Below are 16,686 nucleotides of genomic sequence, written 5' to 3' on the forward strand. Positions count from 1 at the left end.
GCGGGCGGCCCGACCACCCCGCGGCTCGTGATCGCGGCCGCTGCCGCGGGCGGTGCGGGGCTGCTCGCGGGCGGCTACAAATCCGCGGAGGCGCTGGCCGCGCAGATCGGCGAGGTGCGGGCCGCTGGCGTGCCGTTCGGCGTGAATCTGTTCGCGCCGAACCCCGTGCCGGTCGACCGGGTCGAGTACGAGCGCTACCGCGCGGCGATCCAGTCCGAAGCGGACCGGCTCGGGGTCGACCTCTCCGGCATCCCGATCACCGAGGACGACGACGGCTGGCGCGACAAGGTCGACTTGTTGCTGGCGGATCCCGTGCCGCTGGCTACGTTCACGTTCGGCATCCCGGACCGTGCCGTGGTTCGTGCACTGCGGGCCGCTCAAACGGTCGTCGGGCAGACGGTCACCACGGCGGCCGAGGCCGAAGCGGCCGTCGCCGCCGGTGTGGACCTCCTGGTGGTGCAGGGCGCGGCCGCGGGCGCGCATTCCGGGACCCTGAGCCCGGATCGGTTGCCGGAGGAGAAGCCGTTGACGGACCTCGTGCGCGAGGTGGCGGCCGTGACGAGCCTGCCCATCGTCGCCGCGGGCGGCATCGCGCAGAGCGGTGACGTCGCGGATGTTCTGCGGGCTGGTGCGGTCGCGGCGATGGTCGGCACCGTTCTGCTCCGCTCGGACGAAAGCGGTGCGTCCGCCACGCACCGCGCCGCGCTCGAACACGCCGCCCCCGGGCGGACCGTGCTGACCCGCGCGTTCTCCGGCCGTCCCGCGCGGGGTTTGCGGAACACGTTCACCGACCGGTTCACGGCGACGGCGCCGTCGGGGTATCCGGCACTGCACCACCTGACCACCCCGTTCCGGAAGGCCGCCGCGGCGGCCGGCGACCCGGAACGCTTGCACCTGTGGGCAGGCACCGGTTATCCCCACGCGAAAGCCGGGCCGGCCGCTGACATCCTTCGCAATCTCACCGCACACCTCTGACCCCTGGGGAGCATGCCCGATGATCTCGCTCGTCGACTACCAATTCGGCCGCGCCGCACGGGAACGTCTCGCCGCCAGCGCGGACCCCGGCCACGAGGGCGCCGTCGCAGCACTGGAAACCTTCTACTACGCCCTCAACCATCGTGACCTGGACGCGCTGTCCGCGGTCTGGTCGCAGGACGAGCTCGCCCAGCTGAACAATCCGGTCGGCGGCATCCTGCGTTCCGGTTCCGCGGTCACCGACCTGTACCGGCGGATCTTCGCCGGGAACCTCGCCTTGACGGTCACCTTCGGCGACGCGGCCACGTACGAGTGGCCGGAGGTCGCGGTGTTCGCGGACGGGAGATCGGGCAGTACCACGACCGCACCGGCGCGGAGGTGCCGCTCACCATCCGCACCAGCCGCGTCTTCGGCTACGACCACGCCGCGGGCCGGTGGCTGCAGGTCCACCACCACGGCAGCATCGACGACCCGGACGAGCTGGCGGCGTATCAGCGGGCTGTACGCGGCGAATAGTCTCGAGGCAACGCATCATTCCGCTGCAGGGACAACGATGTCATTGCGGTACGTCGACCTGATCGAGGGTTGCCGCCCGCATGCGAACAAAGAATGGGAGGGAGAGTCCCTCTCCCTCCCATTTTCTGCTTCCCGCGCGTACCAACTGGCGATGTTTCCAGCCGGTTGCTCCCTGGCTCCGGCGGCGTCACGGCGGCGGGAGAACATCCGCGACGTCGGGGATCTGGTTGAGGAACGCGTCGGACGGGCGACCCTTGATCGGGTCCGTTTCGGCGATGACGACCAGCTTTCCGTCCAGCCGGGACCGGTAGTGTTTTCCGGTGAAACGAAAGCCGCCTGCTTCGAGAACCTTTGTTCCGAACGGGGTGACGTCACCGGATCCGTACGTGTCTTCCAGCGTGCGGAGCTGTCCGGCTGATTCGGGCGACGGCATCTTCACCCACGTGACCGAGCCGGCGATCGTGTTCCCGGTCTCGTCCTGAACGACGAACAGCAGCTGGTCGAGCTTGTCGCACGGATGACGCAGGAAGAACTGCTGCACTCGTCCGAACGACTGGACGGCGCAGCGCAGATCTTTCTTGATCTCCTTCCTGGCCTCCTTGAGAGCCAGTCGTCGCCATGCCTCGGCGCGATCGCCGTTGCGTGCGGCCTTCTTGCTGGTGGCCGTGTCCGCGTCGGACACGCTCCTGGTCGTCGCGGCGTCGAGCCCGGCCCCGACCGAGGTGACTGCGTCTCCGCCGCTCGCTGCCGCCATGACTGCTGCCAAGACGGCCGCGCCGAAAACACCGCCTGTCTTGATCCATTTGCCGTCGGGGCCTCTGGGCTGGTTCGGGTCGAAAGGCACGCGCTGCGCTCCTGTGTCGAGTCAGGGACAGCTCGACTTTGCCGGAACGGGAGCCGGCGGAAAACGGCGAGTGGGAGAATCACCTGATCGTCTCAATGCGCGTGCGGGATCCACCTGGCTCCATCGCGCGGAAGACGCCCGTTCGCGGCACTGGCCCTGCCCTGAATTTCTCCGTGCGCCTTGGCGTACGGCCTCACCGACGTGCGGTGTTCCGTTCTTGAGACAGAGCGCGGCCCGCCGTGGGTTGGCAAACCGCTGGACACAGGCGGAAGCGACCTCGGCCGACTCGACGAACGACTGGAGCAGGCCCGATCTCCGGTCAGCGTCGGTCAGTGGATGCGACGTTTGTCGCACGGGACGCCCAATTCCGCCGTCATGTGTCGCTCGCGTTCCGGCCGTTCGAGCTAGAGGATGAGCCGATGGCAGACGACCCGGCCGGGCGGCGGCGAGCATCGGCCGTCGACGCCCTGTCGGTGCGCAACCGCCGAGCAGCCTTTCCGCGACGGCACGATGCGATTCCGGGTACTCGGGATCCAGCTCCACGGCTCCGACCGCGTGATCGCGTCGCGGCCATCGCCGTGCGGAGAACCGCCTGTCAACGGTCCGAGGCGGCGACCGGCGACCTGATTGCTGCCGTACCGTCCACAAAGGAATGACCTGAGCGGAGGCACGCGATGAGCGGCGAGCAGCTGGCGTATCCGGCGGCGAGAACCGTTGATGCCAAGGAGGTCGTCGCGGGGATGACGTTCCCCGATCCCTACCGGTGGCTCGAAGACGACTCCGAAGAAGCGACGGTCTGGCAGCAGGAGCAGAACTCTCTCACCGACGCGTTCGTCGAGGGATGGCCGCATCTGGCCAGGCTTCGTGCCGTGGTCGAAGAGTACGTCGCTGACGGCACCGGTTCGCCGAACTGGATGGTCGAACCGGCGCCGCGGTTCGCCGGCGGCCGCTGGTTCCGTCTCGACCGGACTCCGGCGCCGGAATACCCGGACCGTGCCGTGCTCGTCGTCTCCGACGAACCGGAAGGCCCCGGGCGGGTCCTCTACGACGCCAACGCCGCCGGTGACCAGCAGATCTCGTGGTTCGCTTCGTCCCCGGACGGGCGAAGGGTCGCCTTCGCGGTGTGCGAGAACGGCTCGGACCTGGGCGAGATCTTCTTGCTGGACGTGGAAACCGGTCGTCGCCTGGCGGACCGCATTCCACATCGGACGGTGGGCCCGCTGGTCATCCCGCAGTGGCTGCCGGACGGTTCGGGCTTCTTCTACACGGCCGGCATCACCTCCGAGGGCGCCTTCGCCTTGCGGGTATACCTGCACCTCGTCGGGAGTCCGGCCGCCGCCGATCCCGAACCGGTCGACGTCGCCAACGGGCCGACTGTCCAGGTGGCCGCGGACGGTCGGCACGCCGTCGTCACCAGCGTTTGGCCGTTGCCGCAGTACGTCTGCGATCTGCCGCGGCGGCAGTGGCGTCCGTTCGTGCAGGGCATCGACTCGTCGGTCGCGGGCGTCATCGACGGGGATTCCTACGTCGCGGTCACCAACCACGACGCGCCGCGAGGCCGCGTTGTCGAGATCCCGTTCGACGGACCGAATCCGTCGGACCCGGCCACCTGGCGCGAACTGGTCCCGGAATCCGAGCGCGTGCTCGGCAATCTCCGGCTGGTCGGCGGGCGGCTGGTGGTGACCGGGTCGGTCGACACCGAGGGCAGGGCCTGGGTCTTCGACCGCGACGGAACGGAACTGGAGGAGGTGCCGCTGCCCGGCCGGGGCGCGCTGCCTCTCGACGTGCTGCCCAACGCCACCCTCGCTCCCGACGGGCATCCGGACGAGTTCGTGTTCTTGTTCTCGACTCCCGTGTCGTCGCCGGGGCTGTACCGCTACCGGCTCGGTTCCGGGCGCGTCGACACCCTGCGCGCGCCACGCGCTCGGCTCCGGGGCGTGACCGCCTCGCTCTGCTGGGCGCGATCCGCGGACGGCACGCGGGTGCCGTACCACCTGGTCCGGCCGGAGGGCGCCGGAACGGGCCCGGTGCCCACCCTCGTCAGCGGGTACGGCGGCGGCCGGGTCTCGTGGCCCGCGCAGTTCCCCGGCCCGGTCGCGGCGTTCGTCGCGGCCGGCGGCGCGCTGGCCATCTCCCACCAGCGCGGCGGCAGCGACCTCGGATCGGACTGGGCCGACGCCGGGCGCGTCGAGCACAAGCAGAACAGCTTCGACGACCTTTACGCGATCGCCGAAGACCTCGTCGCCACCGGGGTGACGACCACCGAAAAGCTCGCGCTGACCGGCTGGAGCAACGGCGGCATCATGGCCGGGGTCGCGTACGCGCAGCGCCCCGATCTGTGGGCAGCCGTGGTGGCGCAGTGCCCGGTGCTGGACATCGTCGGGACCCACCGCCACCCGTACGGCCGGTTCGCCGTCACCGCCGAATACGGCGACCTCGACGACCCGGACGACGTCGCCCGTCTCGCCAGGATGTCGCCGTACCAGAACCTGAAGGACGGCGTCGCCTACCCGGCGCTGTACGTGCACACCGGGGGAGCGGACGTAGCATGCCCGCCCGGCCCGACGCGCAAGTTCATCGCCCGGGCACAGGCCGCGACCAGCGTCGGCGGCCCCGCACTGGTGCGGGTGTGGAACGAGGTGGGCCACGGCATGGCCACGAGCCGATCGGACAGCATCACCCACGCGACCCATTGGCTCGCCTTCCTGATGCGACATCTCGGCATGGTGCCGCCCGAGGCCGGATGACACGTCGCACCCAGTCAAGCGAGCAACGGTCCCAACCGGCGCGCGTGTTCCTTCAGTGCCGTCAGCAGCGCGTCGTCCAGATGCGCGATCCGGGTTGGCGGACCGCACAACGCCAACCCGGCGACCAGCTGTCCGTCCGCGTCCCGCACCGGCACCGCGACGCAGCCCCGGTCCGGCCGGAGTTCTCCGCATTGCCGGGCGACGCCGGTGCGGGCCGTTTCCGCCAGCGAGCCGTCGAGTTCCGCGGCATTCACCAGGGTCTGCTCGGTGAAGCCGCGCAGATCTCGGACCAGCGCGCGCCAATCCGGCTGTTCGGCGAGCAGCAGTTTGCCCAGGGCGGACGTGTGCGGGTAGCGGGACAGCGTCGCCTCGTCGGTGGGCGGATGATCCGGATCGGGGTCGACCAGGACGAGCCGTCCGGTGGTGAACGAGGCCAGGTGCACGCCCCACCGGACGATGCCGCGCAGGTGCTCGACCACGGTCCGGGCGGCGGTGCACGGCAAGGCCGCGGCGGGCACGGTCAGCCGGCCCGCCCGGCGGCCGAGTGCGAAACCGCGCAGGTCGGGGAGGCGGACCAGGTACTCCTCGGCGACCAGCAGGTTCAGCAGCCGGTACGTCGTGGCGGGCGGCAGGTGCAGTGCGGCGGAGATTTCCTTCGCGGTCACGCCGGGACCGGCCGCGATCACTTCCTCCAGCACCGCCAGCGCGCTCCGCACGGCTTTCGGCTGCCGTCCGGACAGCGGGGACGCGCCGCCCGTCATCGGTCAGCGTCCTGGCTGCCGAGCAGGTCGGCGGCGCTCGTCTCGTCGTAGATGCCGATCGTGGCGAGCCGGGACCGGCGGCGCAGCACCAGCCAGCCCGCCCACACGGCGGCCAGCACGACCATCCCCGCCCAGGCCAGCAGCATCTCGCCGCTCACGCCGGACGTGACGAAGAACCCGAGGACCAGCACGAGCACCAGTGCGCTGACTGCCGCCGCGACGACCGGTCCGCGCGTCAGTTCGCCGATCCGGCGCAGGAACAGCGGCGTCGCGATGCATACCAGCAGGTAGGCGAGAAGGTAGCCGAACACGGTGGTCGCGATCAGCACCTGGAGGATCTGCGCCGGCGACGCCCCGGTCAGCAGGAACACCGCCGCGACGACGCCGGCCGCTGGCACAGCGACGGCGATCGCGACCGACGGGGTGCGGAAGCGCGGGTGCGTCGTGCCGAACGCGCGGGGCAGAACGCCTTCGCGGCCCATCGAGAACAGCACGCGCACCAATGCGTTCCCGGTCGCGACCACGCTGGCGAAGAACGACATCGCGATGCCGATCTTCAGCAACGCCGCGAGCCACGGCATCTCCGCGGCGACTGCCAAGAAGGCGACCGGCTCGGTCTGGCCGGCCAGGCCGCCGGGAGTCGCGGCGTACCCCAGTTCCTGGACGTAGCACGCGAACAGGTACAGCACGCCGGACCCGCCCGCGGTCCAGAGGATCGCCCGCGGAATCGTCTGGAACGGCCGCTTCGCTTCGACGCCGAACGCGGCGGCGGCCTCGAATCCGATGAACGCGCCGAGCGCGGGCAATACCCCGGAGGCCACGCCGCGCAACGAGAACGACGGCACGCCGAGCCGGGCGAACTGGTCCGCCGCGCTAGCGCTGGTCAGCAACGTCGCGAAAATGACCAGCATCAGCACGATCGACACGGCTTCGACCACGAAAACCACCCGCGCGGACAGCCGGACGCCGCGCCGGAGCAGGACAGTCGCCACGCCGGTGAGCACGAGCACGATCGCGATCGGCACCGGCCAGCCGGGCGGCAGCAGCGCGGAGAGATACGCGGCGGCGCCGACGTAGGAGACCGCGGTGAGCGCGCCGTAACCGAGCAGGAGCGCCGCGCCGGACGCGAGCGCGGCCACTGGGCTGAGCCCCTTCGCGGTGATGCTGTACAGCGAGCCGGCGGCCGCCATCCTGCGGGTGAACTGGCCGATGCAGGTGCCGACGAGCAGCGCCACCACGGTCGCGACGAGGAAGGACCACAGCGCGGCCGGACCGGCGGTCGCGGCGACGATGGCGGGGGTCGCGGCCATCGCCGCGGTGGGCGCCGTCGCGGACACGGACTGTCCCAGCACTTCGGCGAACCCCAGCTTGCGGCGGTCGAGGCCGTCGACCGGGGAACGGGGACGCAGCCGGTGCCTCCCGGTCGTGGCCGCGGCGGCCAGTTCGGGATATGTCGTCAGGTCGGGCCGCCGGTGGTCCGCCATCGCCGGGCCTCCCGGTACTGCTGAGCGCGATGCGTGCGGACGAACGATAACCCGCGTCCGGTCCGTCGGCACAGGCTCGCGAGCTCGAATGAGAATTCCCGGCGCGGTCTTCTCCCGGCGCGGGAAAGCCGGGCCGGGAGGAGCGCCGGAACGAGAACGCCGGACCCGGTTTTCCCGGCGGCGCGGCGCCGGCCGTTGAACCCCGGCGGCGAGAAGGCGACCGTCGTCTCCCATCCCCACCGCCGCAGGAGGCAGAGATGGACACCTCGCGAACAACCGCCCCCGCTCCGCCGGCCGCCGAGCCGCGAACCCTGTCCGGCAAGCTCGGCGTCGGCTCGATCGTGTTCATGGTCGTGGCCGCCGCCGCGCCGCTCACGGTCATCGCCGGCGCGGTGCCGCTCGGCATCGCACAGGGCGACGGCGCGGGTTTCCCCGCCACCTTCGTGCTGTGCTGCGCGGTGCTGCTGTTGTTCGCCGTCGGATTCTGCGCCATGACCCGGCACGTGCCGAACGCGGGGGCTTTCTACACCTACATCCACAAAGGACTGGGTCGCAGCATGGGCCTCGGCTCGGCGTTCCTGGCGCTGGTCACCTACACCGCCGTGCAACTCGCCGTCTACGGCTACCTCGGCGCCACGCTCTCCGGTCTCGTCGCGCAGTACGGAGGACCGACGCTGCCGTGGTGGCTGTACGCGGTCGCGGCGCTCGGGCTCGTGTCCGCACTCGGGTACCGGCACATCGAACTGTCCGGGAAAGTCCTCGGCGTCCTGCTGGTCTGCGAGGTCGGCATCGTGCTGGTCTTCGACGCCGTGGTGAACGTCCGCGGCGGCGCGCACGGCCTGTCGACCGCTTTGCTGCAGCCGTCCCAGGTCGGTTCCGGCTCGCTCGGCATCGGGATCATGTTCGCCATCGCGAGCTTCCTCGGTTTCGAGGCCACCGCGGTCTACCGTTCCGAAGCGCGCCGCCCGGAGCGCACCGTGCCCCGCGCGACCTACCTCGCGCTGCTGCTGATCGGCGGTTTCTACACGCTGTCCAGCTGGTCGCTCGTCTCCGCGTGGGGCGACAGCGCGGCGGTCACGCAGGCGAACCAGAACCCTGGCGGCATGCTGATCGCGTCAGTCACCCGCTACCTCGGCGCGGCGGGCGGCGACCTCGTCCAGATCCTGTTGGTCACCAGCTTGTTCGCCGCGCTGCTGTCGTTCCACAACGTCATCGCGCGCTACACGTTCTCGCTCGGCAACGCCGGTGCGCTGCCGACCCAGTGCGGCCGCAGCCACGCGCGGCACGGTTCCCCGCACGTCGCTTCGGTGGCGCAGTCGGTGAGCGCGCTCGTGCTGATCGCGGTGTTCGCGCTGGCGAAGATGGACCCGGTCACGCAGGTGTTCTCGTGGATGGCCGGAACCGCGACGCTGGGCGTTCTCGCGCTGATGGCGTTGACCTGCCTGGCGGTGCTGGTGTTCTTCCGCCGCACGACGCTCGACCGCCGGCGTTGGAACACCGTCGTCGCGCCGTCGCTCGGCCTGGTCGGGCTGCTCGCCGCGCTGGCGCTGACCGTCGCGAACTTCCCGATGCTGATCGGCGGTTCCGGCGAGCTGGCCGCGGGGATCGGGCTGATCCTGGTCGCCGCTTTCGCCCTCGGCACCGGTCTTTCGCTGGCCCGCCGCCACCTTCTCGTCACTCTGCCCGCCTGACCACGACAGGAGTATGCGTCATGACCGTCACCGAACCCGCCGTCGAACTCTCCGGCCACCCGCTGCACCCGGTCCGCGAAGAGGAGGTGCACGCGGTCCGGAGGATCCTCGCCGACGCCGGGCTGCTGCCGGAGACCGTGCGCTGCTGCTTCTTCGGGCCGGAAGAACCGGAAAAGTCCGCCGTGCTCGCCGGGGACCCGGCCGACCGCCGCTTCCGCGTCCTGCTGCTCGACCTGCCGACCGGTGCCTCGCGCGACGTCGTCGTGTCCGTTACGCGGTCCACTGTGGACGCGGTGGCGGCGCTGGACCCGCGCCGCGACGGCCAGCTGCCGATCATCGACACCGAATTCGAGCTGATCGAGGAAATCCTTGCCGGGCACGAGGAATGGCGTGCCGCGCTGACCGGACGCGGGCTCGATCCGGACCAGGTGCGGGTAGTGCCGTTGTCCGCCGGTGCGTACTTCCCGCGGGAGGCTGGGCGGCGCGTCGTGCGGACGCTCGGGTTCTGGCAGGAGCACGAAAAGGACCACCCGTGGGCGCATCCGGTCGACGGCCTGGTCGCCTACGTCGACCTGACCACGCACGAGGTCATGGAGGTGCTCGACCACCGCAGCCATCCGGTGCCGCGGGAACCGGGCAACTTCGACGACCCCGCCCAGACCGGCCCGGCGCGCACCACGCTGAAGCCGATCGAGATCACCCAGCCCGACGGGGTGAGCTTCACCGTCGAGGACGGTCTGCTGCGCTGGGAGAACTTCGAGCTGCGGATCGGGTTCAACGAACGGGAAGGGCTTACCCTGCACCAGATTTCGATCGACGGCCGGCCGATCGTGTACCGGGCGTCGATCGCCGAGATGGTCGTGCCCTACGCCGATCCGTCGCCGGTCCGGTTCTGGCAGAACTACTTCGACTGCGGCGAGTACATGTTCGCCCGCTACGCGAACTCGCTCGAACTGGGCTGCGATTGCCTGGGCGAAATCAAGTACCTCGACGCCGTCATCGCCGACGACCAGTTGCAGCCGCAGGTCATCCGCAACGCGATTTGCCTGCACGAGGAGGACTACGGCGTGCTGTGGAAGCACAGCGACCTCTTCGCCGGTTCGCAGGAAACGCGTCGGCAGCGTCGGATGGTGGTGTCGTTCTTCACCACGATCGGCAACTACGACTACGGCTTCTACTGGTACCTCTACCTCGACGGCACCATCGAATGCGAGGCCAAGGCGACCGGCGTCGTGTTCACCTCGGCTTACCCCGAGGACGGCCATCCGTACGCCAGCGAAGTCGCGCCCGGCCTCGGCGCGCCGTACCACCAGCACCTGTTCTCCGCCCGGCTGGACATGATGGTCGACGGTCCGCGCAACGCGGTCGACGAGGTCGAAGCGGCCGCCGTTCCGGTCGGCCCGGGCAATCCGCACGGCAACGCGTTCACCGAGCGCCGCACCCGGCTGCACACCGAATCGGAGGCGCAGCGGAACGCCGACCAGGGCCGGGCGCGGGTGTGGCAGATCGTAAACCCGGAACGGCAGAACCGATTGGGGCGCAACGTCGCCTACGCCCTGTACCCGCAGGGCCAGCCGACGCTGCTGGCGGACGAAACGTCGGTGGTGCACGCGCGCGCGAACTTCGCGACCCGGCACCTGTGGGTGACGCCGTACGCGGACGCGGAGCGTTACCCCGCGGGCGATTTCGTCAATCAGCACCCCGGCGGCGGGGGACTGCCCGCGTGGACGGCGGCGGACCGGAACGTGGACGGCGAGGACATCGTGCTGTGGCACACCTTCGGGCTCACGCACTTCCCGCGTCCGGAGGACTGGCCGGTGATGCCGGTGGACTACGCCGGGTTCACGTTGAAGCCGGTCGGCTTCTTCGACCGGAACCCGACGCTCGACGTCCCGCCGAGCACCTCATCGCATTGCTGCCATGACGAGTGACGTGGCCTGGTCTCCGGGCTCGGCATGGCGACGGCACGTCCCGCACGCGGTGATGGCCGTCGCCATGCTGGTCATGCAGCTGGCGCCGATCGCGCCGCTGTCGCCGCCGGTGTGGTTCGTGACCCTCGCCGGCGCCGCGATCTGGCTGGCCTGCACCGAGGAACCGGCGACGCCCCGCTGGCACGGCACGTACGACCTGGCCGGCATGGCAGTGCTGACGCTGGCCATGCCGATGCCCGCAATGCCCGGCGGGTCGCCGTTGCTCGCCGGCTGCTGGCTGGCCGGGAAGCTGGCGCTGGAGATCCACCGCCCGCTGCGGGATCCGGGCAACCTGCTGATGGCGGTGGCGATGTGCTTGATGGCTGCCGGGGTAGTGGCGCACTAGGGGTTACGCACGCCCGACGACGACCCCGAAATCAGTCGAGACGCCTGGTAACAGCTGCGCTGCCTGGCCAGCACGTCCGAAAGATCGTCACCGGAGTACGTCAAACCGTCCACTGCGGACCGCGATGCGCGGGAGCAGGCGAACCTCAGAAGGACAGCTGGGTGAGCGCGTGCACCAGGCTCTTGCCGGTTGCCACGGCGCCCTCGCGTGCTCCGGTGAGCAGGCCCAGCGCGAGCGGGTCCAGTACCTTCTTCAGCGCGGTGAGGCAGGTGCGGACGATGCCTCGGTCCGGTTTCGGCTTGACCACCTCGGCGAGCACGGCGTCGGCGTTTTCGCCGGCGTCGCGGGCGTCCGCGTCGGGCAGGCCGAGGTCGTTGAGCTGTCGCTTGACCTTGGCGACGACCTGAGCGACCTCTTCGAACCCGGGCGCCACCTGCTCGGTGTGCGCGAAGTTCTGCGTGACGTTCCGGTTGTTCCAGGCCAGCTGCGAGTTGTGCACGCCGCCGTGGATCACGGGGCCGTGGTGATGGTGTTCTTCGGTGGGCACGGGTTTCCTCCTGGTCAGATGCGGTGGTCGGGCGTTGCCTGCTGGACGATGGTGTTGCCCCAGGTGAGCACGGACTGGACGACGTCCCCGTGGATGACCGGGCCGTGGTAGTTGTGCACGACCGGCGGCGGCTCGGGCTTCGGCTCGACCTCGATCACCCGCAGCGGCGAGCGGAGCTCTTCCAGCACGGCGCTGCCGTTGTGGTGAACGGCGTAGCCTTCGGACCCAGTCACATCGACGTTGCGCACGAGCGCCGACGCGCCGTGCAAATTCAGGCCGCCGGTCGTCGTGCCGGTGAAGAGGCTGTCGGCGAGATTCAGGTTGGCCTTCTCCGCGACGAAGACGCCCATGGACGCCGGTCCGGAAACAGTGAGCCGCCGGGCGGTCAGCGTCGCTGTGCCCAACACGCCCGCGCCACTGAGCTCGACGCCGCTGGCCTGGCAATCGTGCAGGTCGACATGGGTGCTGTTGTTCGCGCTGAACGCGATTTTGCCGCCGGAAACACTGCAGTTCGCGGCGCGTATCGACGAATTCTCGTGCCCGATCAATCCGACGAGGTCGACGTCGCGCACGTGCGCTTCGGTGACGTGAACGTCGGTCGTCCCCTTGGCTTCGACCGCGACGGGGGAGCGCGCGACGTGCAGCCGGGTCAGCTCGGAATTCCCCTGGCCCGCGAACCGCACGGCGGCGTTGTCCAGCCCCTCGACGACGGTGTCGGCGGCGACCAGACGTGCGTTCTCGACATAGATTCCGACCTTGCCGCCAGTGAAGCGGCAGCCGGCCAGGACCGGCGCGCCCTGGGTGGCCACGAACATGCCGAACTTCCGCGCTTGCCGGACGGTGACGTTCTCGAACCGCCCGATGCCGTGGGTGTTCACCTCGATTCCGGCCACCCGGGGGTGTTCGAAGGTGCATCCGCGCACGAGCGGGTCGGCGCCGTCGGTGACCAGCAGCCCGGTGTCGGTCGGCTCGACGTGCGTGCCGGTGATCGTGCCGCGGGCCCGCTGGCTGTAGAGGATGCCGGTGGTCTGTGCGGCCTCGATGCGGCAGTCGGCGACGTCGAGGCGCCCGTTCTGGTCCGCGGCGACCGAGGCGTTGCCGGTGCCGGTGAACTGGCAGCCGGTAACGGAGACGCGCGAGCCCCGGGAGAGCAGGCCGTGGATCCGGCACCGGTCGAATCGGCTGTGGCGAACGGTGACGTCGGCGCCGGCGGCGGCCCACAGCCCGTTGTTGGGGGAGTCGGTGAACACGCATCGTTCGATCAGGGCGTGCGAACTGGTGAAGACCGCGCGGCCGTACCGCAGCTCGGTGTCCGTCACCGTGACGGAGCTGCCGGGCGGACCGTGCAACGCAGCGGTGTCCCCGTGCGCGACAAGGGTGCACGCGCTGATCGCGAGAGTGCCGGCAGCGCAGCGGACCACGTCGTTGTCCTGCGCCCGGAGCACGAGGCCCTCCAGCCGGACGTCGCCCGAGGCCGCGACGCCCGCACCGGTCGGCGGGCAGATCTCCACTGTCCCCGGCCGCCGCGCGGTGATCCGCACCTTCCCCTGCACGAACAGGCTTTCCGGATAACGCCCGGGAGCCACTTCGACCACGCACGACCCTCGCCGCCCGGCGACACTGCGCAGTGCCGACCCGATGCTCTGGTGAGCTCCGCGCTTGCCGGGCGCGACTCGGACTTTGGCCGCCATTCCGCCCCCTCCTGTGGCCCCTGAGCATAGCGGTGAGCGTCCTGCCGCATGGGAATTCAGGCAGAGTGCGCCGTTCGGCCGAGGGGCCAGCACCTGCTTACGATGTCCCGGGGACGCACCTGGGGGTCGTGTCGCAGTCGTTGCCGGGGGCTGTAGTGGGCCTGCGTTGGCTGGCGAAATAGCGCCATCGACACCCGCTTCGCGGCCAGGTCACGACGGTTGTGCTCCCTCTTCGCCGCATCCCGTTTCGACGGCCGCGGCGTGGTCGCACCCGGAGCGAAGTGCGTGGAATTCAGCGGATGCGCAGCTGATCGTCGGCGGCCCTGCGGCCGGGAGCGCCGTTGAGCCGGTGGCGTTCGTGGATGTAGAACGCTTGGCCGACGGCGCCGAGCAGCATCCCGAGCGAGCCGACGATGAACAGCCAGATCGCGAGCATTTCGGTGGAATGCCAGACGAACAGGACGCTGCCGACGAAGAAGATCAGATTGCCGGCCACCCCGATGACGAGGTGCACAGTCGGGAACTCGCGGACGAATTCTTTGAGCATGATCAGGTCAATCCTCCAGTGGTGCGGGCGGGAGCACGGTCTTGGCTCGCACCTGGTTACCCGGAATCTGGGCGGGAACACGGAAGTTCCGGGCGTGAGTCGGCTGCGGCACCCCAGTCGGCGACCGCGCCCAGCCACCGTGGAGTCTTGGCTCGTGCAGGGCTGGGGAGTCGTGTCGGAGGTGTGCCGTCGCGTTCAGCAAATCGGCCACCACGTCGGGCCTTTCCAACGCGACAAGAGCCCCGCTCGGCCGGAAGTTCTCGGCGTCGCAGTCAGAGCTGTCGCTCCAGAGCGGATTCGGCGGAAGCAGTGCGCTCGTGCTGGGCGAGGTCCGGAATCGGGTCGTGGCGGAGCACGACGTCGTGCGCGGCGGTGTCGTCGCGGCCGGTCAGCCGGACGGTGCTGGTGCTCGGCGGGAATCCGGTCGTGACGACCTCGTACCGGCCGGTCGGGAGCCCATCGAACTCGTAGCGGCCGGTTTCGGAGGTGTCCCGGACGGCGACGGCCCCGCCGTGCTGGTCCAGGAGGGTCACGCGGGCTCCGGCGACGGGGTGTAGTCCATTGTGGACCACCCCGGTCAGGCGGCCTGCGGGCGGCAGCGCGATGTCGAGTGTTTCGTGCTGGCCCGGATGCAGGTGGAGGCCACGGACGGAGATCCTGGCGGGACCGGCGGTCGCGGTGAGAGTCAGCGCACCAGGTGCCAGTCCGTCGAACCGGAACGCGCCGTGCTCTCCGGTGCGGACGTTGCCGACGACTGTGCCCGAGTCGTCGGTGAGCACGACCGTCGCCGCGGTGACGGGAGTGTCGGTGTCGTCGTGAACGAGGCCGGAGACTCGAGCCGCGTTGTGTGCCAGCACGAGTTCGAGGGAACGGACAGGGGACGGGTTCAGCGGCACCGCCTCGGCGCGATGGCCGGCGCGCGCCGCGACCAGCAGCGCGGGTTCGTTCGCCAAAGCGGGGATCTCGAAGGTCCCGTCGTCGCCCGTCGTCGCGACGTGCAGCTGCTTGCCGTGGCTGTCGAGGACGGTGACGGCCGCGTCCGCGAGCGGTGTGGCGTCGGGTTGCCGGATCCGGCCGGTCAGCAGGTTTTCCGGAGCGGGAGGCCGGTAGTGGTCGGCGGACTTGCGACGGGTCGCCATCGCGGCCGCGGCGAGCGCGCTGCCGAGTGCCGCGGCGATGAGGAAAAGCCATCCGCGGCGGTAATCGGCGAGGGCGGGGGTTCCGCCGTAGATCGCGACGAGCACCGCGGTGCCCAGGACGGTGCCGATCTGCCGGGCGGTGTTGATCATCGACGAGCCCGCGCCCCATTTCGCCGGCGGCAGGACCAGCCCGACCACGCCGGACAGGCTGGGCAGGATCAATCCGACGCCCGCTCCGGTGAACAGCTGCCCGGGCAGGAGACCGCCGGCGTAGTCGGGTGCGGCGCCGAGCCGCCACACCCAGGTCGCCACGCCGATCGCGAACAGCAGGCTGCCGATCGCGGTCGTGACGCCGGGCCCGAACCGGCTGGCCAGCCGCCCGCCCACCGTCAGCGACACGACCACGACCATGAGCGGTCCGGGGGTGAGCCAGAGTCCGGCGACGACCACGGACTCGTGCCAGAGCCCGGTCAGGAACAGCACGTTGCCGAAGAGCATGCTGCCGAACGCCATGGTGAACAGCAGCATCGCCAAACAGCTGAGCCACAGCGTCGGGATGCGCAGGGAGGGCAGGTCCAGGACCGGCGTGGGATGCCGTCGCGAGCGCAGCACGACCGCGAGCAGACCGAGCACGGCGACCGCGAAGCCGATCAGGACTTCCCGGCTGCCCCAGCCGTGGTCCGGGGCGGAGACCAAGGCCCAGGCCAGCGCCCCGACTCCGGCCGCGAGGGCGACCGCGCCGGGCAGGTCGGGCATCCCGGAGCCGGTGTCGCGGCTCTCCCGGAGCACCCGGGGCCCGAACAGGAGAGCGAGCACGCCGACCGGGAGGTTGACCAGGAACACCCACCGCCACGAAAACTGTACGAGGGCCCCGCCGACGGGCGGGCCCAGCGCGGCGGCCACCCCGCCGACCGCGGCCCAGGTGCTCACCGCGGTCGCCCGCCGGGCGGGCGGGAACGCGGCCAGCAGAAGCGCCAGCGAGGTCGGCATCACCAGCGCCGCGCCGACCGCTTGGACGACGCGGAAGGCGACGAGCAGCGGGACCGACGGGGCGATGGCGCAGGCGGCGGAGCCCGCGGTGAAGACCGCGACGCCGATCAGGAAGACGGCGCGGCGGCCGTAGCGGTCGGCCAGCCGTCCGGCCGGGGCGAGCAGCGCGGCGAAGGCGACCGTGTAGCCGTTGAGGATCCACGACAGGCCGGCGAGGCCGGTGCCGGGGAAGGCCAGGCGGATGTCCGGGAACGCGATGTTGACGATGAACAGGTCCAGGCTGGCCAGGAACACGGCCGCGGAAACGACGAGCAGCACGGTGCCCGGTCGTCCGCCGGTTCGCGGAGCCGCGCCGACATCGGCGGTCATGCTGCCTCACAGTGCGGGGGAGGGGCGGGGATCCAGCTGACCGGTTCGGTCGCTGGAGGTGGCGGTGCG

At 70.6% G+C, this 16,686-nt stretch carries 13 protein-coding genes and 1 pseudogene; 7 read left to right on the plus strand and 7 right to left on the minus strand.

Annotation, left to right across the window (positions count from 1 at the left end):
* The 3 genes and pseudogenes from H5411_RS05965 to H5411_RS47410 form a co-directional block, all read left to right on the plus strand.
* Nucleotides 1–975 (plus strand): nitronate monooxygenase (locus H5411_RS05965; RefSeq protein ID WP_183123178.1); only part of this gene is annotated, 975 nt, incomplete at its 5' end.
* Nucleotides 976–994: 19 nt separating this feature from the next.
* Nucleotides 995–1,252 (plus strand): annotated as a pseudogene (locus H5411_RS47405) (Cif family virulence factor); the annotation flags it as partial.
* Between the two features lie 35 nt (nt 1,253–1,287).
* Entirely contained in the window at nt 1,288–1,491 is a 204-nt protein-coding gene (locus H5411_RS47410) for a hypothetical protein (protein ID WP_246368828.1), read from the plus strand.
* A 187-nt stretch (nt 1,492–1,678) separates the two neighbouring features.
* On the opposite strand, the gene H5411_RS05975 is transcribed toward H5411_RS47410, so the two are convergent.
* Nucleotides 1,679–2,335, minus strand: a complete 657-nt coding sequence (locus H5411_RS05975) for a hypothetical protein (RefSeq protein WP_183123179.1) — start codon at nt 2,333–2,335, stop codon at nt 1,679–1,681.
* A gap of 674 nt (nt 2,336–3,009) precedes the next feature.
* On the opposite strand from H5411_RS05975, the gene H5411_RS05980 reads away from it, so the two are divergent.
* On the plus strand, nt 3,010–5,082 hold the full coding sequence (locus H5411_RS05980; protein WP_183123180.1) for a prolyl oligopeptidase family serine peptidase: 2,073 nt from the start codon (nt 3,010–3,012) through the stop codon (nt 5,080–5,082).
* A 14-nt stretch (nt 5,083–5,096) separates the two neighbouring features.
* Here H5411_RS05980 and H5411_RS05985 read toward each other — a convergent pair whose 3' ends face one another.
* Nucleotides 5,097–5,843: an IclR family transcriptional regulator gene (locus tag H5411_RS05985; RefSeq protein WP_183123181.1), complete on the minus strand. Its 747-nt coding sequence runs from the start codon at nt 5,841–5,843 to the stop codon at nt 5,097–5,099.
* Entirely contained in the window at nt 5,840–7,327 is a 1,488-nt protein-coding gene (locus H5411_RS05990) for an APC family permease (protein ID WP_183123182.1), read from the minus strand. The genes H5411_RS05985 and H5411_RS05990 overlap by 4 nt, the downstream gene beginning before the upstream one ends.
* A gap of 257 nt (nt 7,328–7,584) precedes the next feature.
* Here H5411_RS05990 and H5411_RS05995 point away from each other — a divergent pair, with 257 nt between their 5' ends.
* The 3 genes from H5411_RS05995 to H5411_RS06005 are packed head-to-tail and all read left to right on the plus strand — an operon-like array spanning nt 7,585 to nt 11,334.
* On the plus strand, nt 7,585–9,018 hold the full coding sequence (locus H5411_RS05995) for an APC family permease (RefSeq protein ID WP_183123183.1): 1,434 nt from the start codon (nt 7,585–7,587) through the stop codon (nt 9,016–9,018).
* Between the two features lie 20 nt (nt 9,019–9,038).
* Nucleotides 9,039–10,949 (plus strand): primary-amine oxidase, encoded by a 1,911-nt coding sequence (locus H5411_RS06000; RefSeq protein ID WP_183123184.1) that lies wholly within the window; start codon nt 9,039–9,041, stop codon nt 10,947–10,949.
* Nucleotides 10,939–11,334: a hypothetical protein gene (locus tag H5411_RS06005; RefSeq protein ID WP_183123185.1), complete on the plus strand. Its 396-nt coding sequence runs from the start codon at nt 10,939–10,941 to the stop codon at nt 11,332–11,334. Before H5411_RS06000 ends, H5411_RS06005 begins: the two co-directional genes overlap by 11 nt.
* A 145-nt stretch (nt 11,335–11,479) precedes the next feature.
* Here the strand turns inward: H5411_RS06005 and H5411_RS06010 are convergent, their stop codons facing one another.
* From H5411_RS06010 to H5411_RS06025, 4 genes are all read right to left on the minus strand, one after another.
* On the minus strand, nt 11,480–11,881 hold the full coding sequence (locus H5411_RS06010) for a hypothetical protein (RefSeq protein WP_183123186.1): 402 nt from the start codon (nt 11,879–11,881) through the stop codon (nt 11,480–11,482).
* Nucleotides 11,882–11,895: 14 nt separating this feature from the next.
* Nucleotides 11,896–13,572, minus strand: a complete 1,677-nt coding sequence (locus H5411_RS06015; protein WP_183123187.1) for a right-handed parallel beta-helix repeat-containing protein — start codon at nt 13,570–13,572, stop codon at nt 11,896–11,898.
* Nucleotides 13,573–13,864: 292 nt separating this feature from the next.
* A complete protein-coding gene (locus tag H5411_RS06020) occupies nt 13,865–14,119 on the minus strand; it encodes a YrhK family protein (protein ID WP_183123188.1) in 255 nt (84 codons plus the stop codon).
* A gap of 272 nt (nt 14,120–14,391) precedes the next feature.
* Complete coding sequence (locus tag H5411_RS06025) at nt 14,392–16,617, minus strand: MFS transporter (protein ID WP_183123189.1); 2,226 nt, start codon at nt 16,615–16,617, stop codon at nt 14,392–14,394.
* Between the last annotated feature and the right edge of the window lie 69 nt (nt 16,618–16,686).

Source organism: Amycolatopsis echigonensis (assembly GCF_014174495.1).
GTDB classification, from domain to species: Bacteria; Actinomycetota; Actinomycetes; order Mycobacteriales; family Pseudonocardiaceae; genus Amycolatopsis; species Amycolatopsis echigonensis.

Coding starts and splice junctions, on each gene's coding strand:
- H5411_RS06000 (WP_183123184.1), top strand. CDS start 9,039: ATGACCGTCACCGAACCCGCCGTCGAACTCTCCGGCCACCCGCTGCAC.
- H5411_RS06020 (WP_183123188.1), bottom strand. CDS start 14,119: ATGCTCAAAGAATTCGTCCGCGAGTTCCCGACTGTGCACCTCGTCATC.
- H5411_RS06015 (WP_183123187.1), bottom strand. CDS start 13,572: ATGGCGGCCAAAGTCCGAGTCGCGCCCGGCAAGCGCGGAGCTCACCAG.
- H5411_RS06025 (WP_183123189.1), bottom strand. CDS start 16,617: ATGACCGCCGATGTCGGCGCGGCTCCGCGAACCGGCGGACGACCGGGC.
- H5411_RS06005 (WP_183123185.1), top strand. CDS start 10,939: ATGACGAGTGACGTGGCCTGGTCTCCGGGCTCGGCATGGCGACGGCAC.
- H5411_RS05995 (WP_183123183.1), top strand. CDS start 7,585: ATGGACACCTCGCGAACAACCGCCCCCGCTCCGCCGGCCGCCGAGCCG.
- H5411_RS05980 (WP_183123180.1), top strand. CDS start 3,010: ATGAGCGGCGAGCAGCTGGCGTATCCGGCGGCGAGAACCGTTGATGCC.
- H5411_RS05985 (WP_183123181.1), bottom strand. CDS start 5,843: ATGACGGGCGGCGCGTCCCCGCTGTCCGGACGGCAGCCGAAAGCCGTG.
- H5411_RS05990 (WP_183123182.1), bottom strand. CDS start 7,327: ATGGCGGACCACCGGCGGCCCGACCTGACGACATATCCCGAACTGGCC.